General features: G+C 65.8%; 8 protein-coding genes and 1 pseudogene. All 9 read right to left on the bottom strand.

What is annotated here, in order from left to right; genetic code table 11:
* A pseudogene (locus ACI3K3_RS05990) lies at positions 1–1,201 on the bottom strand (double-strand break repair protein AddB); the annotation flags it as partial.
* A 126-nt stretch (positions 1,202–1,327) separates the two neighbouring features.
* Positions 1,328–2,053, bottom strand: a complete 726-nt coding sequence (locus ACI3K3_RS05995; protein ID WP_404912702.1) for a nucleotidyltransferase family protein — start codon at positions 2,051–2,053, stop codon at positions 1,328–1,330.
* Positions 2,050–3,039, bottom strand: a complete 990-nt coding sequence (locus ACI3K3_RS06000; RefSeq protein WP_404912703.1) for an aminoglycoside phosphotransferase family protein — start codon at positions 3,037–3,039, stop codon at positions 2,050–2,052. Before ACI3K3_RS06000 ends, ACI3K3_RS05995 begins: the two co-directional genes overlap by 4 nt.
* A gap of 96 nt (positions 3,040–3,135) precedes the next feature.
* Positions 3,136–3,609: a tRNA (adenosine(37)-N6)-threonylcarbamoyltransferase complex ATPase subunit type 1 TsaE gene (gene tsaE, locus ACI3K3_RS06005; RefSeq protein WP_404912704.1), complete on the bottom strand. Its 474-nt coding sequence runs from the start codon at positions 3,607–3,609 to the stop codon at positions 3,136–3,138.
* A complete protein-coding gene (locus ACI3K3_RS06010) occupies positions 3,606–5,960 on the bottom strand; it encodes a PAS-domain containing protein (protein WP_404912705.1) in 2,355 nt (784 codons plus the stop codon). Before ACI3K3_RS06010 ends, tsaE begins: the two co-directional genes overlap by 4 nt.
* Positions 5,961–6,059: 99 nt before the next feature.
* Positions 6,060–7,478 carry an adenosylhomocysteinase gene (gene ahcY / locus ACI3K3_RS06015; protein WP_404912706.1) on the bottom strand — a complete coding sequence of 473 codons (1,419 nt, stop codon included), beginning with the start codon at positions 7,476–7,478 and terminating at the stop codon, positions 6,060–6,062.
* 148 nt (positions 7,479–7,626) lie between these two features.
* Entirely contained in the window at positions 7,627–9,843 is a 2,217-nt protein-coding gene (gene katG, locus ACI3K3_RS06020; protein WP_404912707.1) for a catalase/peroxidase HPI, read from the bottom strand.
* A 629-nt stretch (positions 9,844–10,472) separates the two neighbouring features.
* Positions 10,473–12,059, bottom strand: coding sequence for an L-lactate permease (locus ACI3K3_RS06025; protein ID WP_404912708.1), 1,587 nt, complete (start codon positions 12,057–12,059; stop codon positions 10,473–10,475).
* Positions 12,016–13,026, bottom strand: a complete 1,011-nt coding sequence (locus ACI3K3_RS06030; RefSeq protein WP_404912709.1) for a 2-hydroxyacid dehydrogenase — start codon at positions 13,024–13,026, stop codon at positions 12,016–12,018. Before ACI3K3_RS06030 ends, ACI3K3_RS06025 begins: the two co-directional genes overlap by 44 nt.
* Between the last annotated feature and the right edge of the window lie 80 nt (positions 13,027–13,106).

A 13,106-nucleotide genomic window follows, 5' to 3' on the forward strand; every position in this document is an offset into this window, starting at 1 on the left:
CGTCGACCTCGATACCCCAGCGAGTCAGATGGGCAACCACCCGCCCCGCCAGGCCCCGATCCGGCGTGATCAGCGCCGCGCGTCGCTCGGGCACTTCCAGCGCCTCGCGGATCAAGACCGCAATCGCCTGCGCTTCCTGTTCAGGGTGCGTGCTTTCCATCAGCCGCACGCCGGAAAGACGGCGCTTCTCGGCAGGCAGTTCGACCCACGCCGCCGAGGCACGCGGCGGCAGGAATAGGTTGGAGATGACGGTGCTGCGCTCGGCGGGCGAGGCGCCGTAGCCGGAGCGGTGCCACGCCGTCACTTCCTCGCGCGCGATGCCCATGCGGTTGAGCAGGAGCTTGAGGTGGTACTGCGGGTGGGTGACCGCATCGCCTCGACCGAACGGCGGCTCCTCCGGGTTCTCGGGCTTTCCGGCCACGCCAAGCTCGTCCCAGACGTCGCCGGGAAGCGACAGGTCGAAGTCGGGCAGGACCACGGAACCACCCGGAAGTTCGCTGACCACGCGCAGCAATCTGGCCAGCGCGGGCGAAGCGCTGGTCACGCCTGCCGCGACCACGGGATATTGCGGCGGCGCGGCCCGCCATGCCCGGGCGGCATGTTCGAACAGGCGGTTGCGGCGCTCGGGTGCGTCGATCTCGCCCCGCTCGGCGAGTTCCGCGATCCAGTATTGCTGTACCATCAGGAACGTGCGGGTATTGTCGGTCCAGTGCCCGGCCAGGTCACCGACGATGCCGATCACCCGCTCGCTCATCAGGTCGAGCGGGGAGATGCCTTCCACCAGCAGGCGGTCCATGGTGCGGCCGAGTTCCCAGGCGCGGCGCAGCAAAGCCGCACCCTTCCCGGCCTCTGCGCCCTCCACTTCACGCAAGTAATGGGCAAGCCGCAGCCAGCGCCGGGTCGGATCGGCCGCAGGCGGAATATCGCCGGCGCCGAGCGGATCGAGCAGCGGGCCGAGCGTTTCGTCGAGATCGAGATCACCGACCACCACCATGCGCGGCAGCAGCATGCCCGGCCGGTCCGTGGTGCCGGAATGACGCACGAAAGCCTCGGTAACGGTGCGGACCGCGCGGCGGCTGGGCAGCAGCAGGGTCAGCCGGGCAAGGCCGAGTTCACCTTCGGAATAACGCGGCACCAGCCCCGCCACGAGGGCGTCGGCGAAACCACGGTGCGCTGCGATGGAATAGACGAGCGGAGTCATGAATCAGGAACGGCACCGGCCCACTCCCCCACCCGACCCCCCAACGATAGTACCCTATGGGAGGTCGGGTGGGGGAGTGGGCCGGTGCCGTTCAAATCCGCCTGTGGCGGATTTTCAGACAGGCGTTTACGCACGGGTCAACCATTCCTCGGTCGGCTTGATGGCGCCGGGTTCGCCCACTTCGAACCACAGCCCGGTATGGGAAATGCCGAAGACGCGGCCTTCCTCGATGGCGCGATTCCACAGGATATTCGTGGAGAACGGCCCTTCCGGCGCGTCACGGAGGAGGCGCTTCGAGACGATCTGGATGCCCGAATAGATGAACGGCGCAACCCGGCCCGGCTTGCGGCGCGAAACGCGCCCCACCGCATCGAGATGAAAATCGCCCTCGCCGCGATAGTTCATCGCGCGGGGGTGGGAAACCAGCAGCAACAGCGCGTCCATGGCCTCGGGATCCCAGGCGCGCGAGAGTTCGTGGAACACGTCCACCGGCCCGTCGAGCCAGATATTGTCGCTGTTGAGGCAGAAGAACGTCTCAGGCAGCAGCGGCGCGGCCTTGACCATGCCGCCGCCGGTTTCGAGCAACTGCGCGCGCTCGTCCGATACGGTGACTTGCGGCCCTTTGTGGCGCGCCTTGAAGTGCCCTTCCAACGCATCGGCCAGATAGTGCACATTGACCACCGCCTTTTCCACCCCGGCCGCGTCGAGCTTGTCGAGGGCGTGGTCGATCAGGGACTTGCCGGCCACCCGCACCAGCGGCTTGGGCTGGGTGGCGGTGAGCGGGCGCATGCGCTTGCCCAACCCGGCGGAAAGCACCATGGCCGTGTCGCTGGCCAGCTTCGCCCCGTTCATGCGGCATAGCTCCCGCCGTTGGCTTCGCGCAGATGGGCGGGAATATTGGCGTCGAACCAGCGCGCCACCGGTTCCAGCGCCGGATGGGCGAGATCGCGTTCCAGCAGCGCCCAGACGCGGGGAATGAGATCGAGGTAGCGCGGCTTGCCGTCGCGGCGCCAGAGCCGCACGAAGATGCCCACGATCTTGACGTTACGCTGCGCGCCAAGGCGGGCATAATCGGCCAGGAACGTCTCGGGATCGGCGCCGGTCGCCTGGATGTAGTGATCGAACATCTCGGCCTCCAGCTCCGGCGCGACGTCGCGCCGTGCGTCCTGGAGCAGCGAGACGAGGTCATAGGCCGGGTGGCCGACCAATGCGTCCTGGAAATCCAGCAGACCCTGCTTCTCCAGCGCTCCAAGCAGCATGATATTCTCTGCATGGTAGTCGCGCAGTACGGTCACGCCGGGGCGCTGGCGAGGCAGCAGTTCGCCCAGCACCGCCTCCCAGGCGGAAGCGAACCCTGCGGCATCGACATCGAGGTATTGCGCGGCACAGTACCATTCGACGAAGAGGCGCACTTCGCGCAGGTACTCGCTCATCGAGTAGTCGAGGAAAGGGCCCGGCGGCAGTTCGCGCAATTGCGCCAGGACATCGACCGCCCCCTTGTAGACCGCCGATTCGTCGTCCGGCCACTGGTCCAGATAGTCCCGCATGCGCGCGTGACCGAAATCCTCGATCAGCACGAGGCCGCGATCTGCCCAATCCGCCAGGATACGCGGCGCGCGCAGACCGTTCAGGTCGAGCCAGCGCGCGGCGCGCAGGAACGGCGTGGGATCCTCGTTCGGCGGCGGCGCGTCCATCAGCATCGCCGTCTCGCCGTTCGCGCGAGTCACGCGGAAATAGCGCCGGAACGAGGCGTCCCCGGCCAGGGGTTCGACATGGGCACCCGCCCAGCCGGCTTCGGCAAGGAAGGGTTCGAGATCGGCGGGAAGGTTCGTGCTCATTTCGGGATACGCCCTAGAGCATTTTCAAGTCAGGTGGAAACACCTGACGACTAGGAAAATGCGACCAACAAACAACAGGGATCGCCGTTCTGAAAATCAGAACGAAACGCGATCCCGCCAATGGAGGCCCGGCTCGACAATGGCGATCCTCCCCTCATCCTCAACTTCCAGCGTAACTGAAAGGCAGCCCGGCTCATGGGCGAACCCCCCGGCGTGATCGGGCCACTCGGCGATCAGTGCCGCGCCCTGACGATAGTCGTCCAGGCCGATCTCGTCGGCTTCGGAGGGATCCTTCAATCGATAGAAGTCCGCATGGACGAGCGGCAGCCGGACGCCCGGCGCGCCAGAGTCCGAAGGGGAAGCCGGGGGATCGTAGACCTCGATGATCGCGAAGCTGGGCGAAGGCACCTCACCCTCGTGCCCAAGCCCGGCGATGATCGCACGGGCCAGCGTGGTCTTGCCCGCGCCGAGGCCGCCGGTGAGGGCCACCACGTCATCGGGCTGCAATCGGTCGGCGATGGCGCGGCCGAAGCGCTCCATCGCGGAAAGGTCGGGCAATGCAATCTTCACGGAAGCTCCACCAGAGCGCTGGTGCCCTTGCCGGGCTCGGAAACGAGGCGCAGCGCGCCGCCATGGGCCTCTACCAGCTGGCGCGCCAGCGGCAGGCCCAGGCCCTGGCTGCGCTCTACCGACTTGCCGTCGGCGCTGGCCTTCATGCCGTCGAGCGCCAGGGCGACGCTGCGGCTGTCCATGCCAGCCCCGTTGTCCTGCACCAGGATCTGGAGCCATTCCTCGTCGCCGGACTTGCGTCGGCCGAGTTGCACGAGGATGCGCTCGCCGCGCCGGGAGGCGGCAATGGCGTTGTCCACGAGATGGCCCAGCGCGCGCGCGAGCCGCTTGCGATCGCCGGAGATCGGACGCAGCAGCCCGCTCGCCTGAAGATCGAGCACCAGCCCGGCCTTCTGGAGCCGCCCGGCCCGTTCCTCCACCACCGAGCGGACGAAAGGCATCGGGTCGATCTCTTCCTTCTTCAGCGGCAGCAGGCCGGCCTCGCTCTGCGACAGGTCCAGCAGGCTGTCGATATGATCGCCAAGCTGCTCGACCGAGGTCAGGATCGCGCCGACATATTCCCGGCCGCCCTCGGAGAGTTCCCCGCCGACGCCCGCCTCCAGCAGTTCCGCGAAACCGCCGATCGAGGTGAGCGGCGTACGCAGTTCGTAGCTCATCTTGGCCAGGAAGCGCGTCTTGATCGTATCCGCCTCGATCAGCGCGGCATTGCTTTCGCGGAGGGCCGCCTCGGCCTTTTGCGAATCGGTGATATCGAGCACGGCCAGCAGCCCGTTGCCATCCGGCAGCGGCACGCCCGCGAACTCCAGCATGCGCCCATCGGCCAGGGCGATGCGGCCGCCCTTCTGCGTGCGGTCCAGCGTGGCTGTGCGGACCACGCCGCCGACCGTCTCCGCCTCGGCCGGTCGCTTGAGGCGCGGCGCGATCTTCTTGAGCAGATCCTGCATGTGCGGGTGGGTGTCTAGGAAGTCGCTGTCCAGCCCCCAATCGGCGGCGAAGCGGCGGTTCCAGATTTGCAGGCGTCCGTCCGGCGCGAAGACCGCGATGGATTCGAACAGACTGTCGAACGTGGCCGTCCGCGTGCGCAGAAGGGTGTCGCGGACGGCGGACAGGCGCAACTGCTCGGTGCGGTCCTCCGCGATCAGCATGAGGCCGCCGTCCGGCACCGGCTGGGCGACGATGCGCAGATGCGTGCCGTCAGCCAGGGTCCAGGCTTCCTCGCTCGCTTCGCCAGAGGCAAACCAGGCGGCTTTCTCACGCCGCCAAGCCGGGAAGTCACGTGCTTCCGGCACGCGACCGGCATCGCGCGCGGCATCCAGCAGACGCTCGAATGCAGGCAAGTCCTGAAGCGTGTTTGCCGGGAGCTTGAACAGGCGCTGAAATGGCTGGTTGGCGAACGTCAGGCGCTTCTTGGCGTCGAACTGGGCGACACCGGCCGAAAGCTGGTCCAGCAGCCCGCGCTGTGCCTCGCGAAATGCGCGGAACGAGCGCGACATTTCCTCGAGATCCTCGATGTCGACGGCATAGCCCGCCACCCCGTCCTCGCCCAGCGGCAAGTCGCTGACCCGCATGGCGCGGCGCTGGCCGTTGATCGTGGTGGAGACGATGCGCTGGATCGGCGCGCCCTTGTCGGACGCCGCGCGCGCCACTTGCGCGGGGGTGAGGCCGTCGACGTTCTCGATCAGTTCGGTGCCGCTGGCGACCACGCACTGCGCGCTGTCCCCGCCCACGGCCGCGACATAGGCCGAGTTCACTAGTTGCAACTCGCCGTCCGGGCGGCGGAACCACATCGGCATCGGCGCCGCCTCGATCAGCGAGACGAGCGCGGTGAAATCCCCCCTCGCCCGCGAGGCTTCGTCGCGCAGGCGGGTGAGTTCGGTTTCGCTGTCGGAAAAGTCGAAGACCCAGACCAGCGCCGCGCCGCCGGGCGAAATCTGCGGATCGGCCAGATGGCCGCGCAGTGCCAGCGATCGAGAGGAACCGCGCGGCGTCAGCACCATGCGGAAAGGCGCGGCGGTCTTCTGGGTGCGGCGCACCGCCTCGGTCAGTTCCTCCAGCTTCGCCGTGGGAAGGCCACGCTCGCCGGTATCGAGTTCCGAGAGGAATTGCGGAACTCCGTCGAGCCCCAGCCACTGCGCAAGGCGCGGACTGGCCTCGATTCGCCCGTCGGAGCGCACGAGCAGCGGCAGAGCGGGCGATTCCTCGACCATGCGGCCCAGCCTGCGAGCAGAGCGAAGCTGGTTCTCAGCCCGCTTCTGGCGGCTGCGCGCGGTAAGCACGGCCCAGGCCGCCGCCATCATCCAGGCAGCGAGCAGAAGGCCGATCAGGAGGGGTACGAGGCGATCCTGGTCCATTCAACTCACGGCTATGATGCGGGGAAGCCATAAACACAATGGGGAGAGCGCCACGGTCGCGGCACTCTCCCCATCGTTAGCCAATGAAGGTCTTACCCATCAATAACGGTAGTGGTCCGGCTTGAACGGTCCGGCTTCCGGCACGCCGATGTAGTCGGCCTGCTTCTTCGAAAGCTTGGTGAGCTTCACGCCCAGCTTTTCGAGGTGCAGCGCGGCGACCTTTTCGTCGAGGTGCTTGGGCAGCACATAGACTTCGTTCTTGTAGTCGTCGTTTTTGACGAAGAGTTCGATCTGCGCGAGCGTCTGGTTGGTGAAGCTCGACGACATGACGAAGCTGGGGTGGCCGGTGGCGCAGCCCAGGTTCACCAGGCGGCCCTTGGCGAGAACGATGATCTGCTTGCCGTCCGGGAAGGTGACCAGGTCGGTGCCCGGCTTGACTTCCTTCCAGTCGTAGTTGTCGAGCGCCGAGATCTGGATCTCGCTGTCGAAGTGGCCGATGTTGCAGACGATCGCCTTGTCGCGCATGGCTTCCATGTGCTCGCCGGTGATGACGGCTTCGTTGCCGGTGGCGGTGACGAAGATGTCGCAGCGCTTCACGGCGTCTTCCATGGTGACGACTTCATAGCCTTCCATGGCTGCCTGCAGGGCGCAGATCGGATCGATCTCGGTGACCATCACGCGGGCGCCGCCATTGCGGAGCGAAGCGGCCGAACCCTTGCCGACGTCGCCGAAGCCGGCAACGCAGGCGACCTTGCCGGCCAGCATCACGTCGGTGGCGCGGCGGATCGCGTCGACCAGCGATTCCTTGCAGCCGTAGAGGTTGTCGAACTTCGACTTGGTGACCGAATCGTTCACGTTGATCGCGGGGAACGGCAGCTTGCCGTCCTTGGCGAGGTGGTAGAGGCGGTGAACGCCGGTGGTGGTTTCTTCCGAAACGCCCTTGATGGCCTTGACCGAGGCGGTCAGGTAGCCCGGCTTCGCCTTGAGGAAGGCGTTCAGCGCGCGGACGAACTCGATTTCCTCGGCATTGGTGGGCTCGAACAGCGGCTCACCGGCTTCGACGCGGGCACCCCAGAGCGCGAACATGGTGGCGTCGCCGCCATCGTCCAGGATCAGGTTGGCGGTGAGGTTGGGATCTTCTTCGGTCGACCAGTCGAAGATCTTGCCGACATAATCCCAGTAATCGGCCAGCGATTCACCCTTGATCGCGTAGACCGGGATGCCGGCGGCGGCGATGGCGGCGGCGGCGTGGTCCTGGGTCGAGAAGATGTTGCAGGTGGCCCAGCGCACGTCGGCGCCAAGCGCGACCAGCGTCTCGATCAGCACCGCGGTCTGGATCGTCATGTGGAGCGAACCGGTGATGCGGGCGCCCTTGAGCGGCTGCGACGCGCCGAATTCCTCGCGCAGCGCCATCAGGCCCGGCATTTCGGTCTCGGCGATGTTGATCTCGGTACGGCCGAAATCGGCGAGCGAGATATCGGTAATGGCGTAGTCGTGGGCGATCTGGGCAGTGGCCACGGGAAGCTCCTGGTACGTTGGACGTTACGGGAGACGCCGGACACGGAGCCCGGCGTCTCGATGCATCGTCCTACCCCGTCAGCTTTCGCGACGCAAATATAAAGATATCTTTATATGCTTCGCGAAAGTTGCGCCGGAGCCCTCATGCTCATGCCAGATCGAAGCGATCCGCGTTCATCACCTTGGTCCAGGCCGACACGAAGTCCTTGAGGAACCTCGGGCCGGCATCCGAAGCGCCATAGACCTCGCTGAGCGCGCGAAGCTGCGAGTTGGAGCCGAACACCAGGTCCGTCCGCGTCGCCGTCCACTTCGTCTGGTTGGATGCGCGGTCGGTGCCGGTGAAGGTCTCGTCCGCCGCATCGTCCACCTGCTTCCAAGCCGTGCCCATGTCGAGCAGGTTGACGAAGAAGTCGTTGGTGAGCTGCCCCGGACGATCGGTGAAGACCCCGTCCTTGATCCCGCCGTGATTGGCGCCGAGCACCCGCAGCCCGCCGACCAGCACCGTCATTTCCGGCGCGCTCAGGCCGAGGAGCTGGGAGCGATCGATCAGCAGTTCCTCCGTCGGCACCGTGAACGAAACCTGGAGGTAGTTGCGGAAGCCGTCCACCTTCGGTTCGAGCACGGCAAAGCCTTCCACGTCTGTCTGCTCCTGCGTGGCATCGGTGCGACCGGGCGTGAAGGAAACCTCCACCGGCGTTCCCGCATCGGCCGCCGCCTTCTCGATGCCGACGCTGCCGCCGAGCACGATCAGATCCGCGATCGAGACCTTCCGGCCAGAGGCGCCGCCATCGAATTCGGCCTTGATGCTCTCGTAGGTCTTGAGAACTCGGGCCAGCTTTTCGGGCTCGTTGACTTCCCAGTCCTTCTGCGGGGCCAAGCGGATGCGGCCACCGTTGGCGCCGCCGCGATGGTCCGATCCGCGATAGGTCGATGCGGAAGCCCAGGCGGTTGAAACCAGCTCAGCCACCGAGAGGCCCGAGCCGAGAATCTTCTGCTTGAGTGCGGCAACGTCCTCCGCAGTGATCGCGGCACCGTCCGCCGCCGGGATCGGATCCTGCCAGAGCAGGTCTTCCGCCGGAACTTCCGGCCCAAGGTAACGCGCCTTCGGCCCCATGTCGCGGTGGCAGAGCTTGAACCAGGCCCGTGCGAAGGCATCCGCGAAATAGTTCGGGTCGGCGCGGAAGCGCTCCATGATCCGGCGGTATTCGGGATCGACCTTGAAGGCCATGTCCGCCGTGGTCATCATCGTCGGCACCCGGCGATCCGGGCTGTGAGCGCCGGGCGCCAGGTCTTCCGGCTTCTGGTTCACCGGCTGCCACTGCTGCGCGCCGGCGGGGCTGCGCACCAGTTCATACTCGTAGTCGAGCAGCATGTGCAGGAAGCTCATGTCCCACTTCGTCGGCGTCGGCGTCCACGAGCCTTCGAGGCCGGAGGTGATCGTATGATCGCCGAAGCCGCTTTCATGGCCGCTCTGCCAGCCGAGCCCTTGCTGGGCGATGTCCGCGCCTTCCGGCTCGGCACCGACCTTGGCCGCGTCGCCCGCGCCGTGGCACTTGCCGAAGGTGTGGCCGCCTGCGGTGAGCGCGGCCGTCTCCTCGTCGTTCATGCCCATGCGCGCGAAGGTCTCGCGGATGTCGCGGGCCGAGCCGGTGGGATCTGGATCGCCGCCGGGGCCTTCCGGATTGACGTAGATGAGGCCCATCTGGATCGCTGCCAGCGGGTTTTCGAGGACCATTTCCTTGTCCGGCTGGATACGCGTTTCCGCGCCCTGCCCGACCCATTCCTCCTCGGTACCCCAGTAGACGTCCTTCTCCGGCTCGAACACGTCCTGACGGCCGCCGCCGAAGCCGAAGGTCGGCCCGCCCATGGATTCGATGGCGACGTTGCCGGTCAGGATCAGCAGGTCCGCCCAGGAGAGCTTGGCGCCGTACTTCTGCTTGATCGGCCAGAGCAAGCGGCGCGCCTTGTCGAGATTGGCATTGTCCGGCCAGGAGTTGAGCGGTGCGAACCGCTGGTTGCCCGAAGAGGCGCCGCCGCGCCCGTCACCGGTGCGATAGGTGCCCGCGCTGTGCCAGGCCATGCGGATGAAGAACGGGCCGTAATGGCCGTAGTCCGCCGGCCACCAGGGCTGGCTGTCGGTCATCAGCGCGGTGAGATCGGCCTTCACCGCCGCATAATCGAGCGACTTGAACGCTTCGGCATAGTCGAAGTCGTCCCCCAAGGGGTTCGCGCCGCCTTGAGGCAGAATGTCGAGGGAAAGCTGGTTGGGCCACCAGTCGCGATTGGTGCGGCCCAAGAGCGATCTTACCGGCTCGCCATGCATCGGACAGCCGCCCATGTTCCCACTAGAGGTTTTCGCGTCCATGTCATACTCCTTCCAGTCGGGGCCCGCCCTGTTTTCGGGCGGTTCTTGAATTGCGAAGGACGATGTGTGCGGCACATCGCCGCCGGTCGGAACGGGCCTTGCGGGGTACGTCCGTCACCGTCCGTCCATGCTGCAAATCTTGCCAGATATGCTGCGCGGATCAAGCGCGGCGGGTGGTTCCGGCCCTGCAAAATTCCGATCATCAAAAGAGGGGAAAGTGATGAGTGGCGCCACCTGCACATCGGCCTGTCCATCCGCCTCTCCCGGCAGGTTTTCCGCCTCCTGTCGCTCTCGGTGGGCTTGAGACAGGAGGCGGAAGTGGCACGGAAGGCACGAGCCCGCCGCCGCACGCTTGGATCAACGGTTGCGACACGGATCGAATTCCGCAAATCGCCGTCGAAAAAGGGGCGCAATCATGTCAGATCGCTATCATCGGGGTTTATTACACAGACAAGACAGGTCACTCAATACGGATACTTTAAAAACTGCATTTATTTTGTTGATTACCCAAGTCCACACACGTGGCGATAATGCAGCATCATTCACGAACATTGCAACATCACTGAAATCGCGCAAATAAACGCGCGATAATCGCTCATGCGCGATAGTCACCGCCAAGAAGCGGTTCGTTAAGCGAGAAAATCCACCGCCCAGCCTACGACGAGCACGATCGCCCCTCCGGCGAGCGCATAGGCCAGGCAGATCGGTGCGGTACGGGCCAGCGCCCGGCCCTCCTGCCCCACCAGGCCCACGGTGGCCGTGCCCGCGACGATGTTGTGCGGGGCCATTATGTTGCCGATGGCCGACCCCAGGCTCTGCCCGGCAAGCGCCAGCCAGTCCGGCAAGGCCACGGCATCGGCGGCGGCGACCTGGAAGTCCGCGAAGATGATGTTGGAAGCGGTGCCCGACCCGGTCACGAACGAACCGAGCGCTCCCACCAGCGGAACGGCCAGCGGCCAGACCTGCCCGAACAGTCCCGTTGCGCCCACGGCAAGCGCGTCGATCAGCCCGCCGTGGACCATGAAGCGCGCCAGCGTCAGCACGGAGACGAGCGCGATCGCCACTTGCGGCAGCCGCCGCAGGGCCGCGACCATCGAGGTAAGGGCCAGGCTCGGCCGGGAGCGGTTGCCGAGCACGGTGAGGACGAAGGCAAGCAGTAGCAGCGTGCCCGGATGGTAGAGCGGCAAGATCTGGTCGCCGAAGTTCTGGCGGTAGGTCCAGTCGATCGGATAGGCGCGCAGGGCATTGCGAAGCGGATCGATCAGGCGGCTGGCCAGAATGAGCACGACCAGCACCAGGTATGGCAGGCCCGCTTTCAGCAAGGCGCGTCCGGCCGGTGCGTCCTCACCGATCTGCGGCGGAGAACCGCGCCGCAGCCAGACTATGAACAGCGCGCCGCCCAGCAGGGCGCCGCCCAATGTCGGCAGCTCGGGTCCGGCCAGTCCGGCGATCAGTGCGGCACAGGGGAAGAAGCAGGCCGCCGCCATCACGGCCACCTGCCAGGAGGAATTGGCGGCGGAACCAGTCACCGTGCTCCCCCCGCCGCCCCTGCTTTCCGACTTCATGGCTCCCAGCTTCACGACGATCAAGGCCAGCGACCAGCCGATGCAGGCATGTAGCAGCAGGATCGCCAGCGACAGGCGCCGCTCATCCACCGGTGCCGCCTCCACCAGCGGCACCATCGGCGCTCCCACCGCGCCGAAGGAGACACCCACCACATGACCGATCAGCGCCACCAGCAGGGCGCGCACGGGAGCCACGCCCAAGGCCACCAGCATCGGCGCGACGATGGCAATCGGCGTGCCGAAGCCGGAGGCGCCCTCCAGAAACATCGCGAAGAAGTAACCCACCAGCAAAGCCGTCGCGGCGGGATCGGATGAGATCGAGGACAGCCAGTCCCCGATCACGCCGGTCGCGCCCGTCCGCACCTGGTATTCGTGAATCGACAGCGCCGGAAACACGATCCACAGGATCGTCGCCGCCGTGAAGATGGCCTCCAGCACCGGCCCGGCAAGGTCGGCCGGCTCGTCTCCGAACTGGAACGCGGCGACCGCCACGATGGCCGCGATCACCGCCGAAACCGTGCCGGCCGCCGCAGCCGACCAGCGCAGTCCCACCATCAGCAGGATAAGCGCCAGGATTGGAGCGAGCGCCAGACCGGCCACGGCCTGTTTATCCTTGGCGTTCTGGCGGCACCGGATGGAGCGGCGCCCCATCGCGGCCGAAAGCGGTGATGTTGTCGATGGTGGTCCCGGCGATGGCGGTCATCGCCTCTCCCGTGAAGAACCCCTGGTGGCCGGTGATGAGCACATTGGGGAACGTCATGAGCCTGACGAATACATCGTCGCGAATGACCTGATCCGACAGGTTCTCGAAAAAGAGGTCTTCCTCTTCCTCGTAGACGTCCAGCCCGACATGGCCGACCTTGCCGCTTTTCAGCCCGGCGATCACCGCGCGCGCATCCATCACCGCGCCCCGGCTGGTGTTGATGAGCATGACGCCGTGCTTCATCTTGCCGATGGCCGTGCGGTCTATCAGGTGGTGGGTGTCGGGATTCAGCGGGCAGTGCAGGCTGATCACGTCACAGCGGCCCAGCAATTCGTCGAGCGGGACGTAGCGGCCACCGATCGCGGCAAGCTCCGGCGTTTCGAACGGGTCGCTCGCCAGCACCTCACAGCCGAAGCCATGGAGGATGCGCGCCACGTTGAGGCCGATCTTGCCGGTGCCGATCACGCCGGCCACCTTGCCGCGCAGATCGAAGCCCAGCAGTCCTTCCAGCGCGAAATTGCCTTCGCGAACGCGTGCATAGGCCTTGTGGATCTTGCGATTGAGCGAAAGGATCAGCGCCACCGCATGTTCGGCGATAGCGTCGGGGGAGTAGGCCGGTACGCGGCCGATCCTCAGGCCCAGTTTCCGCGCCGCGTCGAGATCGACATTGTTGAAGCCGGCGCTGCGCAAGGCGATGAACCGGGTTCCATTGGCCGCGAGAATTTCCAGTTCAACACGCCCGAGCTGGTCGTTCACGAAAGCGCAGACGCAGTCATATCCGTTCGCCAGATGCGCGGTGTGCGAGTTGAGCCGCGATTCCAGATAGAACATCGTATGTCCTGCCTGGGATTCGTCATTTGCCTTGTCCAGAAATTCACGATCGTAAGGGCGAGTACTGAAGACAGCAACTTTCAAGGAAGCACTCCTGATCTCAGGACAATTTCAGATTACCACCGGTACAGAGGCTGACAACCGGCAGGTTTGCGGAAGTATGG

Origin of the sequence: Novosphingobium sp. ZW T3_23 (genome assembly GCF_044987305.1) — a bacterium.
Taxonomy (GTDB): Bacteria; Pseudomonadota; Alphaproteobacteria; order Sphingomonadales; family Sphingomonadaceae; genus Novosphingobium.

Coding starts and splice junctions, on each gene's coding strand:
- katG (WP_404912707.1), bottom strand. CDS start 9,843: ATGGACGCGAAAACCTCTAGTGGGAACATGGGCGGCTGTCCGATGCAT.
- ACI3K3_RS05995 (WP_404912702.1), bottom strand. CDS start 2,053: ATGAACGGGGCGAAGCTGGCCAGCGACACGGCCATGGTGCTTTCCGCC.
- ACI3K3_RS06025 (WP_404912708.1), bottom strand. CDS start 12,059: ATGGGGCGCCGCTCCATCCGGTGCCGCCAGAACGCCAAGGATAAACAG.
- ACI3K3_RS06000 (WP_404912703.1), bottom strand. CDS start 3,039: ATGAGCACGAACCTTCCCGCCGATCTCGAACCCTTCCTTGCCGAAGCC.
- ACI3K3_RS06010 (WP_404912705.1), bottom strand. CDS start 5,960: ATGGACCAGGATCGCCTCGTACCCCTCCTGATCGGCCTTCTGCTCGCT.